Annotated in this window: 37 protein-coding genes; 2 read left to right on the forward strand and 35 right to left on the reverse strand. The window is 55.7% G+C overall.

Annotated features, from left to right (window positions below):
- The first annotated feature begins 81 nt into the window (after nt 1–81).
- Both IEW65_RS13870 and IEW65_RS13875 read left to right on the forward strand, forming a co-directional pair.
- Nucleotides 82–504, forward strand: a complete 423-nt coding sequence (locus IEW65_RS13870; RefSeq protein ID WP_188640065.1) for a DoxX family protein — start codon at nt 82–84, stop codon at nt 502–504.
- Between the two features lie 70 nt (nt 505–574).
- Nucleotides 575–1,312 (forward strand): dioxygenase family protein, encoded by a 738-nt coding sequence (locus IEW65_RS13875; protein ID WP_188640066.1) that lies wholly within the window; start codon nt 575–577, stop codon nt 1,310–1,312.
- A 16-nt stretch (nt 1,313–1,328) separates the two neighbouring features.
- Here IEW65_RS13875 and IEW65_RS13880 read toward each other — a convergent pair whose 3' ends face one another.
- The 35 genes from IEW65_RS13880 to rpoC all read right to left on the reverse strand — a co-directional run bounded on the left by IEW65_RS13880 (nt 1,329) and on the right by rpoC (nt 26,776).
- Nucleotides 1,329–2,204, reverse strand: a complete 876-nt coding sequence (locus IEW65_RS13880) for a DMT family transporter (RefSeq protein WP_188640067.1) — start codon at nt 2,202–2,204, stop codon at nt 1,329–1,331.
- Nucleotides 2,205–2,312: 108 nt separating this feature from the next.
- Nucleotides 2,313–3,656, reverse strand: coding sequence for a D-alanyl-D-alanine carboxypeptidase (locus IEW65_RS13885; RefSeq protein ID WP_188640178.1), 1,344 nt, complete (start codon nt 3,654–3,656; stop codon nt 2,313–2,315).
- 267 nt (nt 3,657–3,923) lie between these two features.
- A complete protein-coding gene (gene rplQ / locus IEW65_RS13890; protein ID WP_062363025.1) occupies nt 3,924–4,310 on the reverse strand; it encodes a 50S ribosomal protein L17 in 387 nt (128 codons plus the stop codon).
- A gap of 39 nt (nt 4,311–4,349) precedes the next feature.
- Nucleotides 4,350–5,345: a DNA-directed RNA polymerase subunit alpha gene (locus IEW65_RS13895; protein ID WP_016915790.1), complete on the reverse strand. Its 996-nt coding sequence runs from the start codon at nt 5,343–5,345 to the stop codon at nt 4,350–4,352.
- A 125-nt stretch (nt 5,346–5,470) separates the two neighbouring features.
- Nucleotides 5,471–6,091, reverse strand: a complete 621-nt coding sequence (rpsD, locus tag IEW65_RS13900) for a 30S ribosomal protein S4 (protein WP_127063231.1) — start codon at nt 6,089–6,091, stop codon at nt 5,471–5,473.
- Between the two features lie 12 nt (nt 6,092–6,103).
- Nucleotides 6,104–6,490, reverse strand: coding sequence for a 30S ribosomal protein S11 (gene rpsK / locus IEW65_RS13905; protein ID WP_009099028.1), 387 nt, complete (start codon nt 6,488–6,490; stop codon nt 6,104–6,106).
- A gap of 52 nt (nt 6,491–6,542) precedes the next feature.
- A complete protein-coding gene (rpsM, locus tag IEW65_RS13910; protein WP_018917719.1) occupies nt 6,543–6,899 on the reverse strand; it encodes a 30S ribosomal protein S13 in 357 nt (118 codons plus the stop codon).
- A 121-nt stretch (nt 6,900–7,020) separates the two neighbouring features.
- The gene (rpmJ, locus tag IEW65_RS13915; RefSeq protein WP_009099023.1) at nt 7,021–7,134 is read right to left on the reverse strand and encodes a 50S ribosomal protein L36; all 114 of its coding nucleotides are present in this window, start codon (nt 7,132–7,134) and stop codon (nt 7,021–7,023) included.
- A gap of 28 nt (nt 7,135–7,162) precedes the next feature.
- Nucleotides 7,163–8,494 (reverse strand): preprotein translocase subunit SecY, encoded by a 1,332-nt coding sequence (gene secY, locus IEW65_RS13920; protein ID WP_054640906.1) that lies wholly within the window; start codon nt 8,492–8,494, stop codon nt 7,163–7,165.
- The gene (gene rplO / locus IEW65_RS13925; protein WP_162217886.1) at nt 8,495–8,929 is read right to left on the reverse strand and encodes a 50S ribosomal protein L15; all 435 of its coding nucleotides are present in this window, start codon (nt 8,927–8,929) and stop codon (nt 8,495–8,497) included. It lies immediately after the preceding gene.
- 3 nt (nt 8,930–8,932) lie between these two features.
- Complete coding sequence (gene rpmD / locus IEW65_RS13930) at nt 8,933–9,115, reverse strand: 50S ribosomal protein L30 (RefSeq protein WP_188640068.1); 183 nt, start codon at nt 9,113–9,115, stop codon at nt 8,933–8,935.
- 6 nt (nt 9,116–9,121) lie between these two features.
- The gene (gene rpsE / locus IEW65_RS13935) at nt 9,122–9,622 is read right to left on the reverse strand and encodes a 30S ribosomal protein S5 (protein WP_188640069.1); all 501 of its coding nucleotides are present in this window, start codon (nt 9,620–9,622) and stop codon (nt 9,122–9,124) included.
- Nucleotides 9,623–9,634: 12 nt separating this feature from the next.
- Nucleotides 9,635–9,985 (reverse strand): 50S ribosomal protein L18, encoded by a 351-nt coding sequence (gene rplR, locus IEW65_RS13940; protein WP_008959159.1) that lies wholly within the window; start codon nt 9,983–9,985, stop codon nt 9,635–9,637.
- Nucleotides 9,986–9,994: 9 nt separating this feature from the next.
- Nucleotides 9,995–10,525 carry a 50S ribosomal protein L6 gene (rplF, locus tag IEW65_RS13945; protein WP_083026201.1) on the reverse strand — a complete coding sequence of 177 codons (531 nt, stop codon included), beginning with the start codon at nt 10,523–10,525 and terminating at the stop codon, nt 9,995–9,997.
- 9 nt (nt 10,526–10,534) lie between these two features.
- On the reverse strand, nt 10,535–10,927 hold the full coding sequence (gene rpsH / locus IEW65_RS13950) for a 30S ribosomal protein S8 (RefSeq protein WP_009723892.1): 393 nt from the start codon (nt 10,925–10,927) through the stop codon (nt 10,535–10,537).
- Between the two features lie 32 nt (nt 10,928–10,959).
- A complete protein-coding gene (gene rpsN / locus IEW65_RS13955; RefSeq protein ID WP_188640070.1) occupies nt 10,960–11,265 on the reverse strand; it encodes a 30S ribosomal protein S14 in 306 nt (101 codons plus the stop codon).
- Between the two features lie 10 nt (nt 11,266–11,275).
- The gene (rplE, locus tag IEW65_RS13960; RefSeq protein WP_054640904.1) at nt 11,276–11,815 is read right to left on the reverse strand and encodes a 50S ribosomal protein L5; all 540 of its coding nucleotides are present in this window, start codon (nt 11,813–11,815) and stop codon (nt 11,276–11,278) included.
- A gap of 18 nt (nt 11,816–11,833) precedes the next feature.
- Nucleotides 11,834–12,148 (reverse strand): 50S ribosomal protein L24, encoded by a 315-nt coding sequence (gene rplX / locus IEW65_RS13965; RefSeq protein WP_009723895.1) that lies wholly within the window; start codon nt 12,146–12,148, stop codon nt 11,834–11,836.
- Between the two features lie 14 nt (nt 12,149–12,162).
- The gene (gene rplN, locus IEW65_RS13970; RefSeq protein WP_009723896.1) at nt 12,163–12,534 is read right to left on the reverse strand and encodes a 50S ribosomal protein L14; all 372 of its coding nucleotides are present in this window, start codon (nt 12,532–12,534) and stop codon (nt 12,163–12,165) included.
- A gap of 49 nt (nt 12,535–12,583) precedes the next feature.
- A complete protein-coding gene (rpsQ, locus tag IEW65_RS13975; RefSeq protein WP_188640071.1) occupies nt 12,584–12,844 on the reverse strand; it encodes a 30S ribosomal protein S17 in 261 nt (86 codons plus the stop codon).
- Between the two features lies 1 nt (nt 12,845).
- Nucleotides 12,846–13,037: a 50S ribosomal protein L29 gene (gene rpmC, locus IEW65_RS13980; protein ID WP_096276518.1), complete on the reverse strand. Its 192-nt coding sequence runs from the start codon at nt 13,035–13,037 to the stop codon at nt 12,846–12,848.
- Nucleotides 13,037–13,450, reverse strand: a complete 414-nt coding sequence (gene rplP / locus IEW65_RS13985) for a 50S ribosomal protein L16 (RefSeq protein ID WP_007112000.1) — start codon at nt 13,448–13,450, stop codon at nt 13,037–13,039. Before rplP ends, rpmC begins: the two co-directional genes overlap by 1 nt.
- Before the next feature lie 15 nt (nt 13,451–13,465).
- The gene (gene rpsC, locus IEW65_RS13990; RefSeq protein ID WP_018917731.1) at nt 13,466–14,170 is read right to left on the reverse strand and encodes a 30S ribosomal protein S3; all 705 of its coding nucleotides are present in this window, start codon (nt 14,168–14,170) and stop codon (nt 13,466–13,468) included.
- A gap of 11 nt (nt 14,171–14,181) precedes the next feature.
- Complete coding sequence (gene rplV / locus IEW65_RS13995; RefSeq protein ID WP_044628831.1) at nt 14,182–14,514, reverse strand: 50S ribosomal protein L22; 333 nt, start codon at nt 14,512–14,514, stop codon at nt 14,182–14,184.
- Between the two features lie 18 nt (nt 14,515–14,532).
- A complete protein-coding gene (rpsS, locus tag IEW65_RS14000; protein ID WP_009098993.1) occupies nt 14,533–14,808 on the reverse strand; it encodes a 30S ribosomal protein S19 in 276 nt (91 codons plus the stop codon).
- 33 nt (nt 14,809–14,841) lie between these two features.
- Nucleotides 14,842–15,672, reverse strand: coding sequence for a 50S ribosomal protein L2 (gene rplB, locus IEW65_RS14005; protein WP_009723901.1), 831 nt, complete (start codon nt 15,670–15,672; stop codon nt 14,842–14,844).
- Nucleotides 15,673–15,689: 17 nt separating this feature from the next.
- Nucleotides 15,690–15,986: a 50S ribosomal protein L23 gene (gene rplW, locus IEW65_RS14010; RefSeq protein ID WP_009723902.1), complete on the reverse strand. Its 297-nt coding sequence runs from the start codon at nt 15,984–15,986 to the stop codon at nt 15,690–15,692.
- Complete coding sequence (rplD, locus tag IEW65_RS14015; RefSeq protein ID WP_188640072.1) at nt 15,983–16,588, reverse strand: 50S ribosomal protein L4; 606 nt, start codon at nt 16,586–16,588, stop codon at nt 15,983–15,985. Before rplD ends, rplW begins: the two co-directional genes overlap by 4 nt.
- 15 nt (nt 16,589–16,603) lie before the next feature.
- Nucleotides 16,604–17,242 carry a 50S ribosomal protein L3 gene (gene rplC / locus IEW65_RS14020; protein WP_188640073.1) on the reverse strand — a complete coding sequence of 213 codons (639 nt, stop codon included), beginning with the start codon at nt 17,240–17,242 and terminating at the stop codon, nt 16,604–16,606.
- 152 nt (nt 17,243–17,394) lie between these two features.
- Nucleotides 17,395–17,706 (reverse strand): 30S ribosomal protein S10, encoded by a 312-nt coding sequence (gene rpsJ / locus IEW65_RS14025; protein WP_009098983.1) that lies wholly within the window; start codon nt 17,704–17,706, stop codon nt 17,395–17,397.
- Between the two features lie 159 nt (nt 17,707–17,865).
- Nucleotides 17,866–19,059, reverse strand: coding sequence for an elongation factor Tu (tuf, locus tag IEW65_RS14030; RefSeq protein WP_188640074.1), 1,194 nt, complete (start codon nt 19,057–19,059; stop codon nt 17,866–17,868).
- Nucleotides 19,060–19,088: 29 nt separating this feature from the next.
- Complete coding sequence (fusA, locus tag IEW65_RS14035) at nt 19,089–21,212, reverse strand: elongation factor G (protein WP_188640075.1); 2,124 nt, start codon at nt 21,210–21,212, stop codon at nt 19,089–19,091.
- A 167-nt stretch (nt 21,213–21,379) separates the two neighbouring features.
- Entirely contained in the window at nt 21,380–21,850 is a 471-nt protein-coding gene (gene rpsG / locus IEW65_RS14040) for a 30S ribosomal protein S7 (protein WP_106374971.1), read from the reverse strand.
- A 139-nt stretch (nt 21,851–21,989) separates the two neighbouring features.
- Nucleotides 21,990–22,364, reverse strand: a complete 375-nt coding sequence (rpsL, locus tag IEW65_RS14045; RefSeq protein WP_009098973.1) for a 30S ribosomal protein S12 — start codon at nt 22,362–22,364, stop codon at nt 21,990–21,992.
- A gap of 197 nt (nt 22,365–22,561) precedes the next feature.
- Nucleotides 22,562–26,776: a DNA-directed RNA polymerase subunit beta' gene (gene rpoC, locus IEW65_RS14050; protein WP_188640076.1), complete on the reverse strand. Its 4,215-nt coding sequence runs from the start codon at nt 26,774–26,776 to the stop codon at nt 22,562–22,564.

The following is a 26,776-nucleotide window of genomic DNA, read 5'->3' on the forward strand; positions in this document are numbered from 1 at the left end:
CGCTGGATTATCTTATGTGCCCGCCGTCGTAGAGTAGCCTCATCGCATCCACAAGGATGCTCACTACCACGAGAGAGCGCTATGACCACTTTATCCGTCACACCCGCATCAGCTTCTACACTGAACCTTCACGCCACTGCGCTACTGCGTATTAGCCTAGGGGTCATGGCACTGGCCCACGGCTTGCTGAAAGTGTTCGTTTTTACTCTTCCCGGCACGGTGGGCTATTTTGAGTCTTTGGGGCTACCTGGGTTTGTGGCCTACTTAACCATTGCAGCCGAAGTAGGCGGTGGCTTAGCGCTACTGTTCGGTGTTTATACTCGCTGGGTCAGCCTGGCGTTGGTGCCCGTGCTGTTAGGGGCCGCCTGGGTTCATTTAGGTAACGGCTGGATGTTCTCGAATGCGGGCGGTGGCTGGGAGTTCCCGGTATTTTGGGCAGTGGCGCTGCTGGTTCAGGCTGGCTTAGGGAGCGGTAGCCTCGTGATTAACCGCCGCTGGGCATAACGGTCATCGCGTTTCACTTCATCACCCGCTAAGGCGACAGCGTTAGCGGGTATTTGCCGAGGGTCTTCTCATGTTACCCAGTCTGTTTATTTCCCACGGTTCCCCCATGCTGGCGCTCACGCCGACACCCGCTCATCACTTTTTACGGGAGCTAGGCAGCGCCCTGCGCCCTAAGGCGGTGGTGGTGGTCTCTGCTCACTGGGAAACGCAGCATTTACAGGTCAGCAGCAGCGTACAGCCCGCCACAATTCACGATTTTGGCGGCTTTCCTGATGCCCTGTTTGCCCTTCAATATCCCGCCCCCGGCGATCCTGAGTTGGCCATACGGCTAGCCACGCTACTGGGTGCAACGCCGGTGGAGCGTGGAATGGATCACGGTACCTGGGTGCCGCTCTCCTTGATGTACCCCAATGCTGACGTGCCGGTGGTGTCTTTGTCGCTTCCCAGCCGTTGGAGCAATACCGCGCTGATGCAGTTGGGCGAGCAGCTGGCGACTCTGCGCCAAGAGGGCATTTTGGTGATAGGGTCAGGCAGCTTGACCCATAATCTGTATGAGCTTCAGCCGCGGGATAGCGAAATGCCAGAGTGGGTGGATCGCTTTGCCGAGTGGGTACATGCCAAGCTGGTGGCAGGGGATCGTGATGCCCTGAACCATTGGCAAGACGCTCCAGAAGCCAAGCGCAATCACCCTACTCCAGAGCACTTCCAGCCGCTGTTAGTGGCGTTAGGGGCCGGCACTACCGCTACACGACAGCACCACAGCGTAGAGCACGGCGTACTCGCCATGGATGTGTATCAGTTTGCCTAACGGCGCGCGCCCTCGCTTAAGCCGTGGGGCGACGTTTCAGCGTGGTGCGCCGGTCATGATAGGCAATCGCCAACCCGCTCAGCATAATCAGCGCACTGCCCACCCATACCCACAGATCAGGCAACTCCCCCCAGAACCACCAGCCTAGCAGCACGGCCCAGAGCATGGCGGTGTAATCAAACGGTGCGGCAATCGCTGCCGGAGCGTGACGAAAGGCCAGCGTAATAAACGCCGTGGCCCCCACACCCAAGACGCCAGACACGACAAACCCCAGCCAATGCCAGGGCTGTGGCGTTTGCCATACCCAAGGCAAACTGATGGCGGTAATAACGAGCGGCACAATGGTCATGTAGAACACCATGGCCCAAAGATGCTCGTTGGCACCGTAGCGGCGGGCGGTCACCATCATCAGGGCATAGAAAACCGCCGCAGCCAGCACAATCATCGCCCCTAATTGAAACGCATCACCACCCGGGCGGACAACAATCAGCACACCCACAAACCCCACGAGAGAGGCCACCAGTACCGGTGGGTCAATACGCTCACCCAGCAGCGGCACGGAAAGCAGCGTGACAAATAGCGGTGCCACAAACGCAATCGCAGTGGCTTCGGCCAGCGGCAGCAGGGTTAGTCCCCACACAAAGCACACCATCGTGGCGGTGTAGATCAGCCCACGCAGCAGATGGACACCTGGGCGTTTGGTGCGTAGCTTGCGCAGCCCGCCGCTAAAATAGGCCAGCAGGGCAATCAGCGGCAGCGATACCAGCGTGCGAAAGAAAATAATCTGAAGTGGCGAATGCACCGCTCCTAACCACTTCGATACCGCATCACCTAGCGCTAAAAACAGCACGCCTAAGCACATGCAAAGGATGCCTTTGAGAGAGGGCGTCATGAACATGCTCCTTGTATTGCTCTTATTATGATTCTGCTCAGTGGTCATCGACCTACAATAAAAAACCCCGCCAACGAGCCATTGGCGGGGCGGGGACCGCACATAAGGTTAGAGGCTAGCGTTGACGACCATGCAGTCCATACCTTGCGCCTGAAGCGTTTGGCAGGCTTGGCGTGCCTGGGATTCATTCAGGGAGACGACACGTGCGCGAAATACTGGGGTTTGCCCTTGATACTGATCAATCGCGACCTGCCCACCTACGCTGCTGGGCAAGCGCTGAACGGCCTGCCGGGCAAGCTGCTCTGCTTGCGACGCTTGGCTAAACGCCCCCACTTGAATCCCCCAGCCACCGGGTGCCGCCTGACCAGAAGTAGACGCTGTTGCTAAGACGCGCTCCTGCTCAATAAATGCCTGCAGCGGATCTTGCGAAGCGGTCACCGGCCTTTCTTCCCGCGCCTGCTGCGCCTGAATCAGTTGGGTTTCTACGGCTTGTGCTGACGGACTTGAGGACGTTATAGGTGACAGCGAGGTGGCTGACACATTGGCCACCATCGGCTGCGTTGCCGGTCGTGCCGCTGGGGGCTGGGAAGGTGGTTGCGAAAGCGGCTGAGCGGGCCCTGCAAAGCCCATAAACTCATTGGAGAAACTGGTGCTAGCAAGCCAGGAGCGTTGGTCACGTAGCGATGCCCGCATAAAGCTGCGATCTAGCAGATCTGCCATATGGGTATCGCGGGACGATGAGCTGAACCCCCCCATCACCACCGCCACCATGCGGCGGCCATTGTGGACGGCGGTCGTCGCCACGTTAAAACCCGAGGCACGAATAAAGCCAGTTTTTAGACCATCCGCGCCTGGGTAATCACGTACTAAGCGGTTGTGACTGGTGTGACGAGTGCCCCGGTAAGTAAACTCCTGCAAACCAAAATAGTGGTAGTACTGGGGAAAATCCTGCATCACACGCACCGAGAGCGTCAGCATATCCCGCGCGGTGGTCATTTGCTGGTCGTCTGGTAACCCTGAGGCATTGCGGAATGTAGTGGCATTCATACCCAGCTCGCGGGCTTTCGCCGTCATCACGTTGGCGAAGCGCTGCTCGCTGCCACCCAACGCTTCCGCGACTACCACCGCCACGTCATTGGCGGAACGCACTGCCAAAGCACGAATAGCGGTATCAACGGGGATAGAGCTGCCCGCTGAGAGCCAAAGCTTAGTGGCCGGCATCGCCGCCGCCTGAGCGGAAACAGGGAGCGCCTGATTCAAACTCAGCGTGCCATTCTCCAACGCTTCAAACGTCAGATATAGCGTCATCATTTTGGTTAACGAGGCGGGATAGCGCGGCTCATCAACATTTTCAGCGTACAGCACTTCACCGTTTTCAAGGTCGACGACGATGCCTGCATAACGCGGATTCGCATGGGCGCTCGTGCTTCCAATGAACGTCACAACGAGCATTACTAACCACCATTGCCATACCCAAGGCGCTGCGCCTATTCCCCGTGTTGTTGCCATACCGACCCCTTGCTCATTGATCACACCGCCTGTCACGTTGCCGCTCTCCACGGCTGCTGCTTTAGCCTAGCACGCCTACTACAGAAATTGAGCCACTCTTAGTTGAATGAGCTGAATCGACACAATAAGCCTTAGCATTGCCAACGTATAGCCATAAAAAAACCGACCCAAAGGGTCGGTTTTCATTGTGCCTGAAAGAAGGAGTAATACTTACTCAGCTACTGCTTCTTCTTCAGCTACCGGACGGTCTACTAGCTCAACGTACGCCATAGGCGCGTTGTCGCCGGTGCGGAAACCGCACTTGAGAATACGGATGTAGCCACCCGGACGCTCGGCGTAACGCGGACCCAGCTCGTTGAACAGTTTGCCGACGGCTTCTTTGGAGCGCGTGCGGGCAAACGCCAAACGGCGGTTTGCAACGCTATCCTGCTTAGCCAGGGTGATCAGCGGCTCGATAACGCGACGCAGTTCCTTGGCTTTCGGCAGGGTTGTCTTGATAACTTCATGTTCGACCAGCGAGACAGACATGTTTTTAAACATGGCCTGACGGTGCGAGCTGGTACGATTCAGATGACGACCACTCTTACGATGACGCATGGTTGTGATTCCTTACCAAACTGGGACTCAAGTCGACACTCACGCGGAGGCCTTGTCGTCCTTCAGGCTAGCGGGTGGCCAATTTTCCAGCCGCATACCGAGGGACAAGCCACGCGCCGCCAATACATCTTTGATTTCATTCAAAGACTTTTTACCGAGGTTCGGGGTCTTCAACAGCTCAACTTCTGTGCGCTGAATCAGATCACCGATGTAGTAAATATTCTCGGCTTTTAGGCAGTTCGCGCTGCGTACGGTCAACTCAAGATCGTCTACGGGGCGCAATAGGATAGGATCGACATGATCCTCTTCCTCTTCGACTTCCTGCTCTTTGTCAGCTTCCAGGTCGACGAAGGCGGCCAGCTGCTCTTGCAGAATGGTCGCACTGCGACGGATAGCCTCTTCCGGATCCAGGGTACCGTCAGTTTCCAGGTCGATAATTAGCTTATCGAGGTCGGTACGCTGCTCAACACGAGCGGCTTCGACCGAGTAGGAAACACGGCGAACAGGGCTGAAGGTGGCATCCAGCTGCAGGCGGCCAATAGCACGGGTCTCTTCATCAGAGCCACGAGCGTCAGCCGGTTCGTAACCACGACCCAGCGCTACCTTAAGCTGAATTTTCAGCTCGGCACCTTCATTGACATGTGCAATGACGTGGTCCGGGTTGACGATTTCGACGCTATGATCAAGCGCAATGTCGCCAGCGGTGACGACGGCTGGGCCCTGCTTGTTCAGCGAGAGCACCGCCTCATCGCGGCTGTGCATCTTGATCGCAACATCTTTCAAGTTCAGGAGGATTTCGATGACATCTTCCTGCACCCCTTCGAGTGCACTGTATTCGTGCTCTACACCGGCAATTTCAGCCTCTACCACGGCAGCGCCGGGCATGGATGAAAGCAGAATGCGACGAAGTGCATTCCCCAGGGTGTGGCCAAAGCCGCGCTCGAACGGTTCGAGGACGATCTTGGCATGATGTGCGCTGATTTCTTCGACCTTGATGTCGCGAGGACGAAGAAACTCTGTCACTGAACGCTGCATATGAACACCTTTCAGGCTGCCAAACGGATACTGAGTACTCTAAAGCACGATACTCAAGAGCATCTGGGCGGTTAGCTTTGCTATCCCGCCCAGGCCTCAAGAAGCAGAAACGTACATCAAACTGCTTACTTGGAGTACAGCTCGACGATCAGGTTTTCGTTGATGTCGGCAGTCAGGTCACCGCGTTCAGGCAGAGCCTTGAAAGTGCCTTCCATCTTCTTGGCGTCGATTTCGATCCAAACGATATCGCCACGGTTGGCAGCAATGCTCAACGCGCTTTGAATACGAGCTTGGTTCTTCGCCTTTTCGCGAACAGATACCACGTCACCCGGCTTCACTTGGTAGGAAGCTACGTTAACGGTGCGGCCGTTCACGGAAATCGCCTTGTGGCTGACCAGCTGACGCGCTTCAGAGCGAGTCGAGCCGAAGCCCATACGGTAGACGACGTTATCCAGTCGGGATTCAAGCAGCTGCAACAATACCTCACCCGTCGCGCCTTTCAGGCGAGCGGCTTCTTTGTAGTAGTTGCGGAACTGCTTTTCGAGTACGCCATACATACGACGTACTTTTTGCTTCTCACGAAGCTGCAAGCCGTAGTCGGAAAGACGCTGACGACGCTGGCCGTGTACACCCGGGATTTGCTCGGATTTACACTTTTTCTCGAAGGGAGTCACACCACTCTTCAGGAAGAGGTCGGTGCCTTCACGACGAGACAGTTTGCACTTCGGTCCAATATAACGAGCCATGAATCTGTCTCCTTAAACGCGGCGTTTCTTCGGCGGACGGCAGCCATTATGGGGAATGGGCGTCGCGTCTACGATGCTTTGCACGCGGAAGCCGGCGGCATTCAGTGCGCGCACGGCGGACTCACGACCGGGACCTGGGCCTTTGACCAGTACGTCTACGTTTTTCACACCATACTCGGCTGCAGCAGTCGCTGCACGTTCACTTGCTACTTGAGCAGCGAACGGGGTGCTCTTGCGAGAACCACGAAAACCCGAACCACCGGCTGTTGCCCAAGAAAGAGCATTGCCCTGGCGGTCTGTGATCGTCACGATCGTGTTGTTAAAAGAGGCATGGATGTGCGCTACGGCGTCCACTACCTGCTTTTTAACCTTTTTACGGTTACTACGCGGGTTAGCCATGTTGATGTCTATTCCTGTCTTAACGTCAGCTCTCTATTAAAGAACCTGCGTGTTATTTGCGGATCGGCTTACGCGGGCCCTTACGGGTACGCGCGTTAGTCTTAGTCCGCTGACCACGCAGCGGAAGACTACGACGATGACGCAGACCACGGTAGCAGCCTAAGTCCATGAGACGCTTAATGTTCAGCGTAACATCACGACGAAGGTCGCCTTCTACGGTGTACTTACCAACTTCAGAACGCAGGGTATCCAGCTCTTCGCCAGACAGATCCTGGATCTTGGTAGTCAGCTCGATACCGGCAGCAGCACAGATGTGCTGAGCGCGGGTACGGCCAATCCCGAAGATATAGGTCAGCGAGATCGCCGCATGCTTGTTGTCCGGGATATTGACGCCTGCAATACGGGCCATCAGCTTACTCCGAAATTTGAGCGGCTTGCTCGTTTATTCATCTACAAAAGGCGCAACAGCATACCCCTTTAAGAGCCCTAAGGCAAGGGGTATGCCGGCACCGGCTTAATACAGCCCAGGTTTAGCCCTGACGCTGTTTGTGCCGCGGTTCGATGCAAATGACGCGAACAGCGCCATTGCGACGAATAATCTTACAGTTACGGCACATCTTCTTTACGGAAGCTCGAACTTTCATCGTTCTCTCCAATTCGCAACGGCGCGCCTCAGCGCATGATGCCGCCGCTACCGTAGCCTTTCAGGTTGGACTTCTTCATCACTGAGTCATATTGATGCGACATGAGATGCGACTGCACCTGGGCCATGAAGTCCATGATGACCACTACCACGATCAGAAGCGACGTGCCGCCGAAGAAGAACGGTACGTTCCACGCTACAATCAGGAACTGGGGCATCAAGGAAACCGCAGTGATATACAAGGCACCGAACAGAGTGAGACGAGTCATCACTTTGTCGATATAGCGAGCGGTCTGCTCGCCGGGGCGAATGCCCGGCAGGAAGGCGCCTGACTTTTTCAAATTGTCAGCCACATCCTTGGGGTTGAAGACCAGCGCTGTGTAAAAGAAGCAGAAGAATACCACTGCCGCCGCGAAAAGCAAGATGTAAAGCGGTTGGCCTGGGCCTAACGCTTGCGATGCACGCTGCAACCACTCCATTCCTTCGCCAGCACCCACCCACTGACCGATTGAGGCCGGGAAGAGAAGAATACTGGAAGCAAAGATGGCTGGGATAACACCCGCCATATTCACTTTCAAGGGCAAGTAGCTGCTTTGGCCTGCATACATCTTATTGCCGACCTGGCGTCGTGGGTAGTTCACTTTGAGGCGGCGTTGGCCGCGCTCAATGAACACCACAAACGCTACGGTGGCAATACCTAGCACTGACAGCGCTAACAGCGGAAGAACATTCCAGGCCCCTTCGTTGCGAGCAAGCTCAAAGGCTTGCCCCACGGCACTGGGCAGCCCAGCGACGATCCCTGCGAAGATCAGCAGCGAAATGCCGTTGCCGATACCCTTCTCAGTGATCTGCTCACCTAGCCACATCATAAACACCGCGCCCGACACAAAGGTGATGATCGCAGTGAAATAGAAGCTGAAGTCAGCGCTGTACGCGATGCCTTGGCTAGCCAGACCTACGGACATGCCGGTAGCCTGGACAAGTGCCAGTATCACCGTGCCGTAGCGGGTGTACTGGCTGATCTTGCGGCGGCCAGCCTCACCCTCTTTCTTGAGCTGTTCAAGATGAGGGGAGACCGCAGTCATAAGCTGCATGATAATCGACGCCGATATATAAGGCATAATGCCCAAGGCGAGGACGCTCATGCGCTCCAGGGCGCCACCCGAGAACATGTTGAACATGCCCAGGATGGTGCCCTGTTGCTCCCTAAACAAGGCAGCAAGCTGGTCAGGATTGATACCGGGAACGGGAATGTGGGCACCAATACGGTACACCACGATGGCGAGGAGCACGAAGCGCAAACGCGCCCACAGTTCACTCAGACCGCTGCCCATCGCCGGCATATTTCCTGACTTGGCCATTTAGTCCTCTACCTTGCCGCCAGCGGCTTCGATCGCTTCACGGGCACCTTTGGTGACCTTGATACCACGAACGGTAACCGCCTTGTTCAGTTCGCCAGAAAGGATGATCTTCGCGTGTAGCGTAGCATCCTTCAGCACGTTGGCTTGCTTCAGGGTTTCCATGGTGACTTCATCACCAGCAACCTTGGCAAGCTCAGCCAGGCGTACTTCTTCAGATACCAGCGACTTAGCAGACGTGAAGCCAAACTTCGGCAGACGACGCTGCAGCGGCATCTGACCGCCTTCGAAACCAGGCTTGACGCTGCCGCCACTGCGAGATTTCTGACCTTTGTGGCCACGGCCACCGGTCTTACCAAGACCGGAACCGATACCACGACCAACGCGCTTTGCAGCGTGTTTGGAGCCCGGTGCCGGACTCAGGGTATTGAGTTTCATGGATTACTCTCCCTCAACGCGCACAAGGTAGTTCACCTTGTGGACCATGCCGCGAACGGCAGGGGTGTCTTCCAGCTCAACCGTATGACCGATGCGACGCAGACCCAGGCCCTTCATAGTAGCCTTGTGCTTGGGCAAAACGCCGATGGTGCTGCGGATCTGAGTGACCTTGATCGTTGCTGCCATGGTGCCTTACCCCGTGATCGCTTCGACAGACAGACCGCGCTTAGCGGCGATGTCTTCCGGTCCTTGCATGGCAGAGAGACCTTTAACAGTCGCTCGTACCACGTTAACCGGGTTGGTGGAACCGTAGCACTTGGCCAGTACATCGTGAACGCCGGCCAGCTCTAATACAGAGCGCATGGCGCCACCAGCGATGATACCGGTACCTTCAGAAGCCGGCTGCATGTACACCTTGGAAGCACCGTGACGGGCTTTTACCGGGTACTGAAGCGTATGGCCTGCAAGGTTAACCTTGACCATGTTGCGACGAGCTTGGTCCATCGCTTTTTGGATTGCGACCGGCACTTCACGCGCCTTGCCACGACCAAAACCGACACGACCTTTACCATCACCAACGACGGTCAGTGCGGTGAAGCCGAAAATACGACCACCCTTGACCACCTTGGCGACGCGGTTGACCTGCACTAACTTCTCTTGCAGATCACCGCTTTGCTGTTCGTTCTTCGCCATCGTAAAAACCCTTTAGAATTCCAGGCCGCCTTCACGAGCGGCGTCGGCCAGAGCCTTGACGCGACCGTGATACTTAAAGCCAGCACGGTCGAAGGCCACCTGGGTGATGCCTGCTTCTTTAGCGCGCTCGGCAATCAGAGCACCGACCTTAGAGGCCGCGTCTGAGTTACCGGTCGCACCCTCACGCAGTGCTTTGTCCAGCGTAGAAGCGCTGGCCAGCACCTTGCCACCATCCGGCGAGATAATCTGCGCGTAGATGTGACGCGGGGTACGGTTGACGCACAGGCGATACACGCCCAGCTCGCGGATCTTGGCGCGAGCGCGGCGGGCACGACGGAGACGAGATTCTTTCTTCGCGTTCATAACCCTGCCTTACTTCTTCTTGGCTTCTTTGCGACGCACCTGCTCGTCGGCGTACCGTACACCTTTGCCTTTATACGGCTCTGGCGGACGGAAGGCGCGGATTTCCGCGGCGCACTGACCGAGCATCTGCTTGTCCGCGCTTTTCAGCACGATCACGGTGTTTTTCGGCGTTTCCGCTGTAACACCCTTAGGCAGTTCGTAGTCGACCGGGTGCGAGAAGCCCAGTGAAAGATTGAGCGTCTGGCCCTTAGCTTGGGCACGATAACCGACGCCAACAATTTCGAGAGTTTTTGTGAAACCCTCGGATACGCCCGTTACCAGGTTCTGAACCAAGGCGCGGGTAGTACCGGCCATTGCCCAGCTCTTGGCAGACTCACTCGGGGCGAAGGTCAGCTGACCATCTTCTTGACCGATCACCACATCTTGGTGAACAGTCATAGATAGTGTGCCCTGGCCGCCTTTGGCGGTCAGCTGGTCGGCATTGATTTTAACCTCAACGCCGGCAGGCACTTTAACCGGATATTTCGCTATGCGGGACATTCCAGCCTCCTAGAATACGGTGCAGATGACTTCGCCACCGACGCCTGCTTGGCGCGCGGCACGATCGGTCATGACACCATTAGAGGTGGTGACAATCGCGATACCCAGACCATCGGCGACCTTAGGCAGGTTGTCCTTGCCCTTGTACTGGCGCAGAGACGGCTTGGAAACCCGCTGAATGTGCTCAATAACCGGCTTACCCTCAAAGTACTTGAGAGTCACGGTGAGCTCGGGTTTAACGCCTTCAGCCACCGTAAAGTCGGTAATGTAGCCTTCTTCCTTTAGCACTCGGGCCACTTCAACTTTCAGCTTGGAGGACGGCATGGTAGCCGTCTCCTTGGTGGCCATCTGCGCATTGCGGATACGGGTAAACATATCCGCCAGAGTGTCTTGCATGCTCATTTAATGTGCGCTCCTGATGATTCTACGTAGCGTTACCAGCTGGACTTTTTCAGACCAGGGACGTCGCCACGCATGGCGGCTTCACGCAGCTTGTTACGGCCGAGGCCGAACTTGTTGTAAAAACCGTGCGGACGGCCAGTCACGCGGCAGCGGTTACGCTGACGCACCGGGCTTGAGTCGCGCGGCAGTTGCTGCAGCTTCAGCGTCGCCTCGAAACGATCTTCTTCAGAAGCGTTCACGTCCGAGATGATTTTCTTGAGCTCTGCGCGCTTAGCCGCAAACTTCTCGACTAGCTGAGTACGCTTGAGCTCACGCTCTACCATACTTTTCTTAGCCATGATCCAACCCTTATTTCTTGAACGGGAAGTTCAGTGCTGCAAGCAGCGCACGACCTTCCTCGTCGGTGTTGGCGGTAGTAGTGATAGTGACGTCCAGCCCCCGTACGCGATCGATTTTATCATACTCGATCTCTGGGAAGATGATCTGCTCACGCACACCCATAGAGTAATTGCCGCGACCGTCAAAAGACTTCGGATTGAGACCACGGAAGTCACGCACGCGAGGAATCGCAATGTTCACCAAGCGGTCCAGGAAGTCCCACATACGCGCGGAGCGCAGTGTTACTTTGATACCGATCGGCCAACCTTCGCGCACCTTGAAGCCCGCGATGGACTTACGTGCTTTAGTCACCAGCGGCTTTTGACCAGAGAGCTTCTCCAGATCGCCGATGGCGTTGTCGATCAGTTTTTTATCACTGACCGCTTCGCCGATACCCATGTTCAGAGTCACTTTCGTGATCCGTGGTACCTGCATTACGTTGGCGTAGCTGAACTGCTCTTTGAGTTGAGCCACCACCTCGTTTTGATAACGTTCTTTCAAGTTCGCCATTTTGCTACCCGACTCGCGTTAGGCGTCGATCTGCGTCTGCGTCGACTTGTAGATACGTACCTTGGTACCGTCTTCCTTAACTTGGAAGCCGACGCGATCCGCCTTACCGGTCTCCGAATTGAAGATGGCTACGTTGGACGCGTGAATCGGAGCCTCACGCTCGACGATACCGCCCTGATTTCCCGCCATGGGATTAGGCTTGGTGTGACGTTTAATCATGTTCACACCGGACACCACGAAGCGGTTTTCTAATACCCGCTTAACGGTGCCACGTTTGCCTTTATCCTTCCCGGCGATGACGATGACTTCATCGTCACGTTTGATCTTTTGCATATCCGCCTCGCTCCTTACAGCACTTCAGGCGCTAGGGAAATGATCTTCATGAACTTCTCATTACGAAGTTCACGAGTTACCGGCCCGAAGATACGCGTGCCGATCGGCTGTTCGTTGGTGTTATTCAACAAAACTGCCGCATTTCCATCGAAACGGATCAGCGAACCGTCACTACGACGGACGCCACTACGGGTGCGAACGACAACCGCTTTCAGCACTTGGCCTTTTTTGACCTTACCGCGCGGAATCGCTTCTTTCACCGTTACCTTAATGACGTCACCAACGCGGGCGTAGCGACGGTGTGAACCGCCTAACACCTTGATGCATTGCACCCGGCGCGCTCCGCTGTTGTCGGCGACATCCAGCATTGTCTGAGTCTGAATCATCGGTTTTCTCCAAACCTAATCTGACTGCACTGGTTGGACAGCCTTGGGATTAACCCTTGGCGTGTTCAACCACCTCGACCAGCGTCCAGGCTTTCTTCTTGGAAAGCGGACGGCACTCCTGAATGGAAACCGTATCGCCTGCCTTTGCCTGGTTCGCCTCATCATGGGCGTGCAGCTTGGTGGAGCGCTTGACGTATTTTCCGTAGATCGGGTGACGCTCACGACGCTCGATCATGACGACGATGGACTTATCCATCTTGTCGCTAACCACCTTGCCGGTTAGCGTACGTGTTTTTTTCTCTTCGGCCATCTCAATCACCTGCCTTCTCGTTGAGCATAGTCTTAACGCGGGCGATATCCCGACGGACCTGCTTGAGCAGATGAGTCTGGCTCAGTTGGCCAGTGGCCTTCTGCATGCGCAGGTTAAACTGCTCGCGGAGGAGCTCGAGGAGCTGCTCTTGGAGCTCTCCTGCGGACTTTTCACGAATTTCCTGGGCTTTCATCACATCACCGTCCGTTTCGCAAAGGTGGTGGACAGGGGCATCTTCTGTGCGGCCAGTTCAAATGCTTCACGGGCCAGCTCTTCGGATACACCTTCAATTTCATACAGGACCCGACCCGGCTGGATCTGGGCTACCCAGTACTCAACTGAACCTTTACCCTTACCCATACGAACTTCGAGCGGCTTCTTGGAGATCGGCTTGTCAGGGAAAACGCGGATCCAGATCTTACCGCCACGCTTAACGTGACGTGTGATCGCACGACGGCCTGCTTCGATCTGACGCGCAGTGATGCGGCCACGACCGGTAGCTTTTAGGCCGTATTCCCCGAAGCTGATCTTGCTTCCGCGATGAGCCAGACCACGGTTGCGGCCTTTCATCATCTTGCGGAATTTCATACGCTTGGGCTGTAACATCGACTCGCTCTCCCCTTACCTGGAACCTTTCTTCTTGGGCGCGTTGCCGGCAGGCTGCTGTTGCTTAGCCTTGGCACGTACTTCCTCGATACCGCCGAGGATTTCGCCCTTGAAGATCCACACTTTGACGCCGATGACGCCGTAGGTGGTGTGAGCTTCGTAAGTGGCGTAGTCGATGTCCGCACGCAGAGTGTGCAACGGAACGCGACCTTCGCGGTACCATTCGGTACGTGCGATTTCGGCACCACCAAGACGACCTGACAGCTGAATCTTGATGCCGCCAGCGCCAAGACGCATTGCGTTTTGTACCGCGCGCTTCATCGCACGACGGAACATAACGCGACGCTCAAGCTGACCTGCTACGTTAGCAGCAACCAGCTTGGCATCCAGCTCCGGCTTGCGAACTTCTTCAATGTTCACATGAACCGGGACACCCATCATCTCGGTGAGATCGCGACGCAGACGGTCGACATCTTCACCTTTCTTGCCAATCACGATACCCGGACGGGCAGTGTGAATGGTGATGCGGGCATTGTTAGCCGGACGCTCGATGTGAATGCGGCTTACGGAGGCGTTTTTCAAACGCTCTTCCAGGAAGCTGCGCACTTCGAGATCGTTGTTGAGCTTATCGGCATAGGCGCCGCGCTCGGCATACCAGACAGAAGCATGGTCTTTGACGATGCCCAGTCGAATGCCTGTTGGATTGACTTTCTGACCCATCTGGTCGACTCCTACTTCTCGGCTACCTTGACGGTGATGTGGCAGGTGCGCTTCAAGATACGATCCGCACGGCCTTTGGCGCGCGGCTTGATACGCTTAAGCGTCATGCCCTCATCGACGCAGATGGTCGAGACACGCAGCTCGTCGATGTCCATGCCGTTGTTTTCTTCCGCATTCGCGATGGCGGACTGAAGCACTTTCTTGACCAGTTTGGCAGCCTTCTTCGGGGAGAAGGTCAGCAGGTCAAGAGCTTCGGCGACCGGTTTACCGCGCACCTGGTCAGCCACCAAACGGGCCTTCTGTGCGGATAAAGCAGCGCCACTCAGCTTAGCTGTGACTTCCATCTCTTAATCCTCTCTGGCTTACCGTTTGGCTTTCTTGTCCGCCGCATGCCCGCGATATGTGCGAGTAGCAGCGAATTCGCCCAGCTTGTGACCAACCATTTCCTCGGAGACATGCACCGGGACGTGTTGGCGACCGTTATGGACAGCGATTGTGAGGCCTACCATGTTTGGCAGGATCATCGAACGACGCGACCAAGTCTTGATCGGTTTGCGATCGTTCTTCTCCACTGCAGCCTCTACCTTCTTCAAAAGATGAAGGTCAATGAAGGGACCTTTCTTTAGTGAACGTGGCACAGCCGTTACCTCTTAATGTCTTGGCAATTTAGATCAACGCGTCTTATTACGACGACGAATGATCAGCTTGTCGGTGCGCTTGTTCTTACGCGTCTTATGACCCTTAGTCGGCACACCCCATGGGGATACCGGGTGACGGCCACCACTGGTGCGGCCTTCGCCACCACCGTGCGGGTGATCCACCGGGTTCATCGCGACACCGCGAACAGTCGGACGCACGCCTCTCCAGCGCTTCGCACCGGCCTTGCCAAGTTGACGCAGGCTGTGCTCGGAGTTGCTCACTTCACCCAAGGTCGCGCGGCACTCAGCTAACACCTTACGCATTTCGCCAGAGCGAAGACGCAGGGTAGCGTAGTTACCTTCACGAGCAACCAGCTGGGCGCTAGTACCGGCACTGCGAGCAATCTGCGCACCTTTACCCGGCTTCAGTTCGATACCGTGAACGGTAGAACCAAGCGGAATATTGCGCAGCGGCAAGGCATTGCCTTTCTTGATGGGCGCGTTAACACCAGATTCCAGCACGTCACCCGCGCTGACACCTTTCGGTGCAATGATGTAACGACGCTCACCATCGGCATACTTCAGCAGTGCAATGTGCGCACTGCGGTTCGGATCGTGTTCCAGACGCTCAACGGTGGCCGGAATGCCATCCTTGGTGCGTTTGAAATCGATCAGCCGGTAATGCTGACGGTGACCACCGCCCACGTGGCGGGTAGTGATGCGACCGTAGTTGTTACGCCCACCAGACTTGGACTGTTTTTCCAAAAGCGGTGCATAAGCACGGCCTTTGTACAGTTCCTCACCAACGATCTTAACGACGTGGCGACGACCGGCGGATGTGGGTTTGGTCTTGACGATTGCCATTATCCGTACTCCTGCCCTTATTCGGCGCCAGAGAAGTCTTCGAGCGTTTCACCCGCAGCCAGGGTCACATACGCTTTGCGGTAACCCTTACGCAGGCCAACGCCGTGAGCAGTACGCTTAGTTTTACCCTTCACGTTCAGTACCTGAACGCTGCCGACCTTCTTGCCGAACAGTGCTTCAACGGCCTTCTTGATCTCGGGCTTGGTAGCATCGCTTGCCACCTTGAAAACGTACTGGTTGCGCTCGGCTGCCATCGCGGCCTTTTCGGTCACGTGCGGTCCAAGCAGAACCTTGAATACGCGTTCCTGGTTCATGCCAGCTTCTCCTCGAATTTACGCAGGGCGGAGACGGTGACCAGGACCTTATCAAAGGCAACCAGGCTCACCGGATCAGCTGCAGCGACATCCACCACGTCAACGTGGGGAAGGTTGCGTGCGGCCAGATAGAGCGTTTCGTCAACTTCTTCAGTCACGATCAACACTTTCTCAAGGTTGAGCTCTTTCAGCTTGGCAGCTACCTGCTTGGTCTTCGGCGCATCTACGCTGAACTCTTCAATAGCGACTAAACGCTCTTGACGTACCAGTTCAGACAGGATGGAACGCATCGCCGCGCGGTACATTTTGCGGTTAACTTTCTGGCTAAAGTCCTGAGGACGCGCCGCGAAAGTGACACCGCCGCTGCGCCACAGCGGAGAGCGAATGGTACCGGCACGTGCACGACCGGTGCCTTTCTGACGCCATGGCTTCTTACCACCACCACGAACATCGGAACGGCTCTTTTGAGCGCGAGTACCCTGACGACCACCAGCCAAGTAGGCAGTGACGACCTGGTGAACCAGCGCTTCGTTGAATTCTTTGCCAAAAGTGGCGTCGGCTACTTCAACGGTACCCGTGCCTGCAGCAAGATTCAGATTCATTGGTAATTATCCCCTTCAGCCAGCTTTCACGGCGCTGCGAACGATAACGTTGCTACCGGTAGCTCCCGGTACAGCGCCCTTGATCAGCAGCAGGTTACGCTCGGCGTCGACACGGACGATCTCAAGGCTCTGTACGGTGCAACGGGTGTTACCCATTTGACCGGCCATTTTCTTGCCTTTAAATACGCGACCAGGTGTCTGACACATGCCGATAGAACCCGGCGCACGATGCGACAGGGAGTTACCATGGCTGTTGTCTTGGGTACGGAAGTTCCAGCGCTTAACAGCACCCTGGAAGCCTTTACCCTTAGAGGTGCCGGTCACGTCAATCATCTGACCAGCTTCAAAGAGGGATACGGTGATTTCGCCACCCACTTCAGGAGCTTCTTCGCCTTCAGAAAGGCGGAATTCCATCAGTGAACGACCAGCCTCAACACCCGCCTTGGCAAACTGTCCAGCCTGCGCTTTGGTGAGGTGTTTGGCTTTACGAGAACCTGTAGTCACCTGAACCGCTGCGTAACCGTCAGACTCAATGGTCTTAACGCGTGTTACACGGTTAGGATCAACTTCAATAACGGTCACGGGCACGGATGCGCCATCTTCGGTAAAGACACGGGTCATCCCGGCCTTTTTACCGACTAAACCGATAGTCATACTCAGTCTCCTATAGTGTACGGGGCTATCACCCGCTATGGCTGCCCTTTCCAGAGCATTCCACTAGCACATTGTGTGGCGCCTCACGGCGCGGCGGCTGCTGCTCACATACTAGAAACGGTGAGCGCTGGGCCGCGAAGTGTCTAGTGTAATTAGTCGAGCTTGATTTGCACGTCTACGCCAGCGGCGAGATCAAGCTTCATCAATGCATCAACAGTTTTCTCGGTCGGCTCAACGATGTCGAGCACGCGCTTGTGCGTACGAATCTCATACTGATCACGCGCATCTTTGTTGACGTGCGGTGAAATCAGGATGGTGTAGCGCTCGCGATTGGTCGGCAGCGGGATCGGCCCACGTACCTGAGCACCAGTGCGCTTAGCGGTTTCAACAATCTCCGCTGTGGACTGATCGATCAGGCGATGGTCGAACGCTTTCAACCGAATGCGAATCTTTTGGTTCTGCATTTGCCCTAAACTCCAATGGATGTCGACGGCGCGAGCCGTCTACCCACGCATTCAAAGGATGCGCATTATAGGCACGCCAAAAGCCTATGTCAAACATTTGCTCTTGGTGCGCAGAAAAGGGGGCTCGCAAGAGCCCCCTCTAATCATCAAGTAATCAGATTACTGAACGATTTTGGCCACAACGCCAGCACCAACGGTACGACCACCTTCGCGAATAGCGAAGCGCAGACCTTCGTCCATGGCGATCGGAGCGATCAGAGTAACAACCATTTGCACGTTGTCACCCGGCATGACCATTTCAACACCTTCCGGCAGTTCACAAGTACCTGTTACGTCAGTGGTACGGAAGTAGAACTGGGGACGGTAGCCCTTGAAGAAAGGCGTGTGACGACCACCTTCTTCTTTGGACAGTACGTATACTTCTGCTTCGAAGGTAGTGTGCGGCTTGATGGTGCCCGGCTTGGCCAGAACCTGACCACGCTCGACGTCATCACGCTTAGTACCACGCAGCAGGGCGCCAACGTTCTCACCAGCACGACCTTCGTCGAGCAGCTTACGGAACATTTCAACGCCAGTAACGATGGTTTTGGTGGTGTCGCGGATACCCACGATTTCCACTTCTTCACCGGCTTTCACGATACCGCGCTCTACACGACCGGTAACAACAGTACCACGGCCAGAGATAGAGAATACGTCTTCGATCGGCATCAGGAACGGCTGGTCGATGGCACGCTCCGGCTCAGGGATGTACTCATCCAGAGCTTTGATCAGATTAGCAACGGCGGTAGTACCCATGCCGTTCTCGTCTTCACCGTTCAGTGCCATCAGGGCAGAACCGGTGATGATCGGCGTGTCGTCGCCCGGGAAGTCGTACTGGTCGAGGAGTTCGCGAACTTCCATCTCTACCAGTTCGAGCAGCTCTTCGTCATCAACCATGTCCGCTTTGTTCAGGAACACAACGATGAACGGTACGCCAACCTGACGAGACAGCAGGATGTGCTCGCGAGTCTGCGGCATCGGGCCGTCAGCAGCAGAACATACCAGGATCGCGCCGTCCATCTGCGCAGCACCGGTGATCATGTTCTTGACGTAGTCAGCGTGTCCCGGGCAGTCAACGTGAGCGTAGTGACGCTGCTCAGACTGGTACTCAACGTGAGACGTAGCGATGGTGATACCGCGCTCGCGCTCTTCCGGAGCGTTATCGATGGTATCAAACTCACGCCAGTCGCCACCGAATACTTCGGCAGACACACGGGTCAGGGCCGCTGTCAGAGTCGTTTTACCGTGGTCGACGTGACCAATGGTGCCGACGTTGACATGCGGTTTGGAACGTTCGAATTTTTCCTTAGCCACTGCTATAACCTCTTTACGTTAGCTAACGGTTAACCGTTTTGATTGATGACGGCTTCAACGACGCTGGAGGGCGCCTCCTCGTACTTCGCGAACTCCATAGAGTAGCTCGCACGGCCCTGGGTCTGTGAGCGCAGATCGGTTGCGTAACCGAACATCTCACCCAGTGGCACCGTTGCACGAATGACTTTACCAGAAGAAGAGTCATCCATGCCCTGCACCAGACCGCGACGACGGCTCAGGTCGCCCATGACGTCACCCATAAACTCTTCGGGGGTCACGATTTCGACCTTCATCACCGGCTCCAGCAGCACGGCCTTGGCCTTCCTGGCACCTTCTTTCACTGCCATAGAAGAAGCAATCTTGAACGCAGTCTCGTTCGAGTCCACGTCATGGAAGGAGCCATCAAACAGCGTTACTTTAACGTCGATCATCGGGTAACCCGCGATGACACCGTTTTTGAGCTGCTCAAAAGCACCCTTCTCAACCGCAGGTACGTATTCCTTAGGAACCGTGCCGCCTACGATTTCAGAGTTGAACTTGAAGAAGATTTCTTCTTCGCCTTCACCCTTCTCTGCTGCAGTCAGCGGCTCGATACGTAGCCAAACGTGACCATACTGACCACGACCACCGGACTGACGTACGAACTTGCCTTCTTGCTCGATATTGCCGCGGATAGTTTCGCGGTAGGCAACCTGAGGCTTACCGATGTTAGCTTCAACCTTGAACTCGCGACGCATGCGGTCAACGATGATGTCCAGGTGGAGCTCGCCCATACCAGAGATGATGGTCTGGCCGGTCTCTTCATCAGTTTTAACCTGGAAGGAGGGATCTTCCTGAGCCAGCTTGCCCAGTGCAACGCCCATCTTCTCTTGGTCAGCCTTAGACTTCGGCTCAACGGCAACAGAGATTACCGGATCCGGGAACTCCATGCGCTCAAGAACGATCTTGTTATCGATATCGCACAGGGTGTCACCCGTGGTCACATCTTTCAGACCGATACAAGCTGCGATGTCGCCCGCCAGTACTTCTTTGATCTCTTCGCGTGAGTTGGCGTGCATCTGTACGATACGGCCAACGCGCTCTTTCTTCTGCTTAACGGAGTTATAAACGCCGTCACCAGACTTCAGAACGCCCGAGTAAACGCGGATGAACGTCAGAGTACCAACAAAGGGGTCGGTGGCGATTTTAAACGCCAGCGCCGCAAACGGCGCACTGTCATCGGCTACACGAGTAGCGATGGTGCCGTCTTTGTCGTCCAATTCACCTTCAATCGCTTTAACTTCTGTCGGTGAAGGCATGTATTCAATAACGCCGTCCAGCACTGCTTGAACGCCTTTGTTCTTAAAGGCAGAACCACAGGTAACCAGAACGATGTCATTCGCCAACGTGCGCGCACGCAGACCAGCCTTGATTTCAGCGATCGTTAGCTCGCCTTCTTCAAGGTACTTGTCCATCAGCTCTTCAGAGCCTTCAGCGGCAGCTTCGACCATCTCTTCACGATATTTCTCAGCGGCTTCTTGCAGCTCAGCTGGGATATCGACAAGCTCAAAGCTCATACCCAGGCTTTCTTCGTCCCACAAGATGGCTTTCATCTCGATCAGGTCGATAACGCCTTTGAAATCTTCTTCCGTGCCCCAGTTGATCTGGATCGGCACAGCTTTAGCGCCTAAACGCTCTTTCAGCTGGTTAACAACCATGAAGAAGTCAGCGCCGGTACGGTCCATCTTGTTGACGAAGACCATGCGCGGAACTTCATACTTGTTAGCCTGACGCCATACGGTTTCGGTCTGCGGCTGAACGCCGGAGGAACCACACAGTACAACGACCGCACCATCAAGAACACGCAGTGAACGCTCAACTTCGATAGTGAAGTCAACGTGTCCAGGGGTGTCGATGATGTTGATACGGTGCTCATCAAACTGCTTGCTCATGCCCTGCCAGAAACAGGTAGTTGCAGCTGAGGTGATAGTGATACCACGCTCCTGCTCCTGCTCCATCCAGTCCATGGTCGCTGCACCGTCGTGTACTTCGCCCACTTTGTGGGAAAGACCGGTGTAGAACAGTACGCGTTCAGTTGTCGTGGTTTTACCCGCGTCAACGTGAGCGACGATACCGATATTGCGATAGCGATTTAGTGGAGTCTTGCGTGCCACGGTGAAGCTCCCGTTAGTTGGCGATGCTCGTTAATCCAGCGGTGTAATCTTTGCCTATGCCACCGCCGCCATCGACAACGATAGCGGCGGCGTGTTGCAACATGACGAAAAATGTCTTTAACGCAGCGCAACCGGCAAAAGAAAACACAAACCTAGAAACGCCGAGCTTAGAAACGATAGTGAGAGAAGGCCTTGTTGGCTTCCGCCATACGGTGCACATCTTCACGCTTCTTAACAGCCGAGCCTTTGCCTTCAGCGGCATCCAGCATTTCACCTGCCAGGCGCTGAACCATCGTTTTCTCACCGCGACGACGCGCAGCGTCTACCAACCAGCGCATAGCAAGCGCTTGGCGGCGTGACGGACGAACTTCAACCGGCACCTGATAGGTCGCACCACCTACACGGCGCGACTTCACTTCGACCATCGGCTGGATGGTTTCCAGCGCTTTGTCGAAGATTTCCAGCGGCTCTTCTTTACTGCGCTCGGCAACCTTGTCCAACGCACCATAAACGATGCGCTCAGCTATGGACTTCTTGCCGCTGACCATCAGGTGGTTCATGAACTTCGCCAGACGCTCACTTCCGAACTTAGGATCCGGCAGGATTTCGCGTTTAGCTACAACTCTTCTTCTAGGCATGATAAGCCCTCAATTAAGGATCCTTCAGGTAAACCCGGGACTAACATTCGCTTTCAGCGTTGCCCGACCTTACTCTTATCAGACCGTCATATTCGTATAAAAGGTAACGCCACCGCGCGATGCGCCGTGATAAGCGACCTTAGGACTTCGGACGCTTAGTACCGTACTTAGAACGACCCTGCTTACGGTTCTGTACGCCAGAGGTGTCAAGGGCGCCACGAACGGTGTGATAACGCACACCTGGCAAATCCTTTACACGACCGCCGCGAATCAGAACAACAGAGTGCTCTTGCAGGTTGTGACCTTCACCACCGATGTAAGAAGACACTTCAAAGCCGTTCGTCAGGCGCACACGGCAAACCTTACGCAGGGCCGAGTTCGGCTTCTTAGGGGTAGTGGTGTAAACGCGCGTACATACGCCACGTTTTTGCGGGCATGCCTGAAGCGCAGGCACGTCACTTTTGGTGACGGGGCGCTTGCGCGGCTTGCGCACTAGCTGATTAATCGTTGCCATGGTGTTTAGCTGACTCCAATGGTTGCCTTAGCCTTTAAACAAATACGGGCAGCGGATGCGGGCGCACCCACCCCACTGTTAAAGGCTGCGCATTCTAAAGGCTGACCCTAGGTGGCGTCAAGTCTTGCTGGCGAATTCACCAGCAAGACCACGCCATAAGGGCCAGCCGCTCGTGGCTGCTCGTTGCCTATCGCAGGTTACAGATCGTCGTCTGAATCCAACGCTGTCAACTGAGCACCCAGCTCCTGTTCTACCTCGGTCGCCGAGGGATTGAACAGACGCTCTACGTCTTCGCGCTTGCGACGACGCTCTGCGTGGTGCGTCAGACCGGTACCTGCCGGAATCAGACGCCCAACCACCACGTTCTCTTTCAGGCCACGCAGGTAGTCGCGCTTGCCGGTTACCGCTGCTTCGGTCAGTACGCGTGTCGTTTCCTGGAACGACGCCGCTGAAATGAACGACTCAGTGGCCAAGCTGGCCTTAGTGATACCCAGCAGCAAGCGTTGATACTTGGCTGGGAACTTACCTTCTTTCTCAAGCCGTACGTTTTGCTCAAGCACACGCACAAGCTCAGCCTGATCGCCGGTGATGAAGTCAGAGTCACCAGAATCAGTGATCTCTACCTTACGCAGCATCTGACGCACGATGACTTCGATGTGCTTATCGTTGATGCCTACACCTTGCAGACGATAGACATCCTGCACTTCGGCAGTAATGTATTTCGCCAGTTCCGCGACACCCAGCAGACGCAGGATATCGTGGGGGTTACTCGGGCCATCGGAAATGACTTCACCCTTCTCAACCGCTTCCCCTTCGAAGACGGCGATTTGACGCCATTTCGGGATCAGCGCTTCAAACGGATCACCAGATTCCGGAGTAATCGTCAGACGACGCTTACCCTTGGTCTCTTTACCGAAGCTAATAACACCGCTGATTTCTGCAAGAATCGCAGACTCTTTCGGCTTACGCGCTTCGAATAGGTCGGCAACGCGCGGCAGACCACCGGTGATGTCTTTGTTACCCGAGGCCTCAACCGGGATACGGGCAACGACTTCACCCACGCCAATCGTCGCACCATCATCTGCAGAGATAATGGAGTTACCTGGCAACAGGTACTGTACCGGCGTGTTGGAGCCGGAGACGGAGACGTATTCACCCGCCGCGTCTTTCAGCATTACCATCGGACGCTTATCGCGGCCCGCCATCGGACGTGCTGCCGACTCGATGACTTCGATAGACGACAGACCGGTCATCTCATCGACACTGCGGTGCATGGTGACACCTTCGTCGAGGTCGATGAACTGCGCCTTACCCTCTACCTCGGCAATGATCGGATGCGTGTGCGGATCCCATTTAGCGACCACGGCACCGGCATCAACGACATCGCCATCACGTACGGAAAGCTCAGCACCGTAGGGCAGCTTGTAGTACTCACGCTCACGACCATGATCGTCGGCAACGGCCAGGGCGCTTGAACGAGACACGACAACCAGTTTCCCGTCGGCACGCTCAACGTGCTTGATGTTGTGCAGGCGCACTTTACCGCCGTGCTTCACCTGAACGCTATCGACCGCTGAAGAGCGCGATGCCGCACCACCGATGTGGAACGTACGCATGGTCAGCTGGGTACCCGGCTCACCGATCGACTGCGCGGCGATAACACCGACAGACTCACCGATGTTGACCTGGTGGCCACGGGCAAGGTCACGTCCGTAACAGGACGAACATACGCCATGCGCGGTATCACAGGTGATGGTTGAACGAACGATAATTTCGTCCACACCCATGGTGTCCAGCGATGCACACCACTTCTCATCCAGCAGCGTATTACGCGGAATCAATACTTCTTCGGTGCTCGGGTCAACCACGTCCTGCGCAACCACACGACCCAGTACACGCTGAGACAGCGGTACGATGATGTCGCCACCCTCGATGATCGGGTGCAGCGTCAGGCCGTTTTCGGTGCCACAGTCGGTCTCGGTAATCACCAAGTCCTGAGCAACATCTACCAGACGACGAGTCAGGTAACCGGAGTTGGCCGTTTTCAGTGCCGTATCCGCCAGACCTTTACGTGCGCCGTGGGTCGAGATGAAGTACTGAAGTACGTTCAGACCTTCACGGAAGTTCGCCACGATCGGTGTTTCGATGATCGAGCCATCCGGCTTGGCCATCAGGCCACGCATACCCGCCAGCTGACGAATCTGTGCAGCACTACCACGGGCACCGGAGTCGGCCATGATGAAGACGCTATTGAAGGAGTCTTGCTCTACTTCATTACCGTCACGATCAACGACCGTCTCTTTCGAGATACCCACCATCATCGCCTTGGCAACTTTATCGTTCGCCTTGGACCAGATATCGATAACCTTGTTGTACTTCTCACCCGCCGTTACCAGACCAGAAGAGAACTGATCTTCGATCTCTTTAACTTCCGCTTCCGCGGCGTCAACGATCTCGGTTTTGGCTTCGGGGATAACGAAGTCGTTAACACCGATAGAAGCACCCGACCACGTTGCCAAACGGAAACCGGTGTACATCAGCTGGTCAGCAAAGATAACAGTCGGCTTCAAACCAGCACGACGATATACCTCGTTGATCAGACTGGAGATCGCCTTCTTTTTCATCGGCTGATCGATCAGTGCGAACGGCACGCCTTCCGGCAGAATACGGAACAGCAGCGCACGGCCCACAGTGGTGTCGTAAATGCGACGGTGGAAGCTACGCGCACCGGTCTCTTCTTCGACATCGATTTCGTCAAGACGCACTTTCACGCGGGCGTGTAGTGAGACTGACTGTGTACCAAACGCGCGCTCTACCTCATTAAGGCCAGAGAACACCATGCCTTCGCCTTTGGCGTTGATCTTTTCACGGGTCATGTAGTAAAGACCCAGAACAACGTCTTGCGACGGTACGATGATGGGCTCACCGTTAGCGGGCGACAGAACGTTGTTGGTCGCCATCATCAGCGCACGGGCTTCGAGCTGTGCTTCCAGGGTCAGCGGTACGTGGACCGCCATCTGGTCACCGTCGAAGTCGGCGTTGTAGGCCGCACACACCAGCGGGTGCAGCTGGATCGCTTTACCTTCGATCAACAGCGGCTCAAACGCCTGGATACCCAAACGGTGCAGCGTTGGCGCACGGTTCAAGAGCACCGGGTGTTCGCGGATGACGTCAGCCAGGATGTCCCACACTTCCGGCAGTTCGCGCTCAACCATCTTCTTCGCCGCTTTGATCGTGGACGCATGGCCCAGCGACTGCAGCTTGGAGTAGATGAACGGCTTGAACAGCTCAAGCGCCATTTTCTTCGGCAGACCACACTGGTGCAGGCGCAGCGTCGGACCGACGGTAATCACCGAACGGCCTGAGTAGTCGACGCGCTTACCCAACAAGTTCTGACGGAAACGGCCCTGCTTACCTTTGATCATATCGGCAAGCGATTTCAGCGGGCGCTTGTTAGAGCCGGTGATGGCACGACCACGGCGGCCGTTATCCAGCAGCGCGTCGACCGCTTCTTGAAGCATGCGCTTCTCGTTGCGTACGATGATATCCGGCGCATTGAGGTCCAGCAGACGCTTCAAGCGGTTGTTACGGTTGATCACACGACGGTAAAGGTCGTTAAGATCGGAGGTCGCGAAACGGCCGCCGTCCAGCGGTACCAGCGGACGCAGGTCCGGCGGCAGCACGGGCAGCACTTCCATGACCATCCACGCCGGCGCATTGCCGGAGTGGTAGAACGCTTCCAGCAGCTTCAAGCGCTTAGACAGTTTCTTGATCTTGGTTTCAGAGTTGGTCTGCGGAATTTCTTCACGCAGGTGGTTAATCTCTTCTTCCAGATCGATGTCTTTCAGCAGTTCTTGGACCGCTTCGGCACCCATGCGGGCATCAAAGTCGTCGCCGAACTCTTCTAGCGCTTCGAAGTACTGCTCGTCGTTCAACAGCTGACCACGCTCCAGCGTGGTCATGCCTGGGTCGATAACGACAAAGCTTTCAAAGTAGAGCACGCGCTCGATATCACGCAGAGTCATATCGAGGAACATACCGATACGCGACGGCAGTGATTTCAGGAACCAAATGTGAGCGACCGGCGAGGCAAGCTCGATATGGCCCATGCGCTCGCGGCGCACGGCGGCCTTGGTGACTTCAACGCCACACTTCTCACAAATGATACCGCGGTGCTTCATGCGCTTATATTTGCCGCACAAGCACTCGTAGTCTTTGACCGGACCAAAAATCTTGGCGCAGAACAGACCGTCCCGCTCCGGTTTAAAGGTACGGTAGTTGATGGTCTCAGGCTTCTTCACCTCGCCAAACGACCAGGAGCGAATCATGTCCGGCGACGCGAGGGTAATCTTGATCGCGTCGAACTCTTCGGACTGAGACTGCGATTTGAGTACTTTCACCAAATCTTTCAT

Source organism: Vreelandella lutescens (assembly GCF_014640815.1).
GTDB classification, from domain to species: domain Bacteria; phylum Pseudomonadota; class Gammaproteobacteria; order Pseudomonadales; family Halomonadaceae; genus Vreelandella; species Vreelandella lutescens.

Excerpts from the sequence above, each read along its gene's own strand:
- rplC (WP_188640073.1), bottom strand. The coding sequence starts at position 17,242 with ATGACTATCGGTTTAGTCGGTAAAAAGGCCGGGATGACCCGTGTCTTT.
- rplD (WP_188640072.1), bottom strand. The coding sequence starts at position 16,588 with ATGAATCTGAATCTTGCTGCAGGCACGGGTACCGTTGAAGTAGCCGAC.
- rplR (WP_008959159.1), bottom strand. The coding sequence starts at position 9,985 with ATGAACGCGAAGAAAGAATCTCGTCTCCGTCGTGCCCGCCGCGCTCGC.
- rpmD (WP_188640068.1), bottom strand. The coding sequence starts at position 9,115 with ATGGCAGCAACGATCAAGGTCACTCAGATCCGCAGCACCATCGGCGTT.
- rpsC (WP_018917731.1), bottom strand. The coding sequence starts at position 14,170 with ATGGGTCAGAAAGTCAATCCAACAGGCATTCGACTGGGCATCGTCAAA.
- IEW65_RS13870 (WP_188640065.1), top strand. The coding sequence starts at position 82 with ATGACCACTTTATCCGTCACACCCGCATCAGCTTCTACACTGAACCTT.
- rplX (WP_009723895.1), bottom strand. The coding sequence starts at position 12,148 with ATGCAAAAGATCAAACGTGACGATGAAGTCATCGTCATCGCCGGGAAG.
- IEW65_RS13885 (WP_188640178.1), bottom strand. The coding sequence starts at position 3,656 with ATGCTCGTTGTGACGTTCATTGGAAGCACGAGCGCCCATGCGAATCCG.
- secY (WP_054640906.1), bottom strand. The coding sequence starts at position 8,494 with ATGGCCAAGTCAGGAAATATGCCGGCGATGGGCAGCGGTCTGAGTGAA.
- rpsH (WP_009723892.1), bottom strand. The coding sequence starts at position 10,927 with ATGAGCATGCAAGACACTCTGGCGGATATGTTTACCCGTATCCGCAAT.
- rpsD (WP_127063231.1), bottom strand. The coding sequence starts at position 6,091 with ATGGCTCGTTATATTGGACCGAAGTGCAAACTGTCTCGTCGTGAAGGC.
- rplQ (WP_062363025.1), bottom strand. The coding sequence starts at position 4,310 with ATGCGTCATCGTAAGAGTGGTCGTCATCTGAATCGTACCAGCTCGCAC.
- rpmC (WP_096276518.1), bottom strand. The coding sequence starts at position 13,037 with ATGAAAGCCCAGGAAATTCGTGAAAAGTCCGCAGGAGAGCTCCAAGAG.
- IEW65_RS13895 (WP_016915790.1), bottom strand. The coding sequence starts at position 5,345 with ATGCAGCGTTCAGTGACAGAGTTTCTTCGTCCTCGCGACATCAAGGTC.
- rplB (WP_009723901.1), bottom strand. The coding sequence starts at position 15,672 with ATGGCAATCGTCAAGACCAAACCCACATCCGCCGGTCGTCGCCACGTC.
- rpsG (WP_106374971.1), bottom strand. The coding sequence starts at position 21,850 with ATGCCTAGAAGAAGAGTTGTAGCTAAACGCGAAATCCTGCCGGATCCT.
- rplE (WP_054640904.1), bottom strand. The coding sequence starts at position 11,815 with ATGGCGAACTTGAAAGAACGTTATCAAAACGAGGTGGTGGCTCAACTC.
- rplN (WP_009723896.1), bottom strand. The coding sequence starts at position 12,534 with ATGATTCAGACTCAGACAATGCTGGATGTCGCCGACAACAGCGGAGCG.
- IEW65_RS13880 (WP_188640067.1), bottom strand. The coding sequence starts at position 2,204 with ATGACGCCCTCTCTCAAAGGCATCCTTTGCATGTGCTTAGGCGTGCTG.
- rpsM (WP_018917719.1), bottom strand. The coding sequence starts at position 6,899 with ATGGCCCGTATTGCAGGCGTCAATATCCCGGACAACAAGCATGCGGCG.
- rpsN (WP_188640070.1), bottom strand. The coding sequence starts at position 11,265 with ATGGCTAAGAAAAGTATGGTAGAGCGTGAGCTCAAGCGTACTCAGCTA.
- IEW65_RS13875 (WP_188640066.1), top strand. The coding sequence starts at position 575 with ATGTTACCCAGTCTGTTTATTTCCCACGGTTCCCCCATGCTGGCGCTC.
- rpsJ (WP_009098983.1), bottom strand. The coding sequence starts at position 17,706 with ATGCAGAACCAAAAGATTCGCATTCGGTTGAAAGCGTTCGACCATCGC.
- rpsQ (WP_188640071.1), bottom strand. The coding sequence starts at position 12,844 with ATGGCCGAAGAGAAAAAAACACGTACGCTAACCGGCAAGGTGGTTAGC.
- rplF (WP_083026201.1), bottom strand. The coding sequence starts at position 10,525 with ATGTCCCGCATAGCGAAATATCCGGTTAAAGTGCCTGCCGGCGTTGAG.
- rpsK (WP_009099028.1), bottom strand. The coding sequence starts at position 6,490 with ATGGCTAACCCGCGTAGTAACCGTAAAAAGGTTAAAAAGCAGGTAGTG.
- rplW (WP_009723902.1), bottom strand. The coding sequence starts at position 15,986 with ATGAACCAGGAACGCGTATTCAAGGTTCTGCTTGGACCGCACGTGACC.
- rpmJ (WP_009099023.1), bottom strand. The coding sequence starts at position 7,134 with ATGAAAGTTCGAGCTTCCGTAAAGAAGATGTGCCGTAACTGTAAGATT.
- rplV (WP_044628831.1), bottom strand. The coding sequence starts at position 14,514 with ATGGAAGTCACAGCTAAGCTGAGTGGCGCTGCTTTATCCGCACAGAAG.
- rpoC (WP_188640076.1), bottom strand. The coding sequence starts at position 26,776 with ATGAAAGATTTGGTGAAAGTACTCAAATCGCAGTCTCAGTCCGAAGAG.
- rpsE (WP_188640069.1), bottom strand. The coding sequence starts at position 9,622 with ATGGCGAAGAACGAACAGCAAAGCGGTGATCTGCAAGAGAAGTTAGTG.
- rpsL (WP_009098973.1), bottom strand. The coding sequence starts at position 22,364 with ATGGCAACGATTAATCAGCTAGTGCGCAAGCCGCGCAAGCGCCCCGTC.
- rplO (WP_162217886.1), bottom strand. The coding sequence starts at position 8,929 with ATGAAACTCAATACCCTGAGTCCGGCACCGGGCTCCAAACACGCTGCA.
- rplP (WP_007112000.1), bottom strand. The coding sequence starts at position 13,450 with ATGTTACAGCCCAAGCGTATGAAATTCCGCAAGATGATGAAAGGCCGC.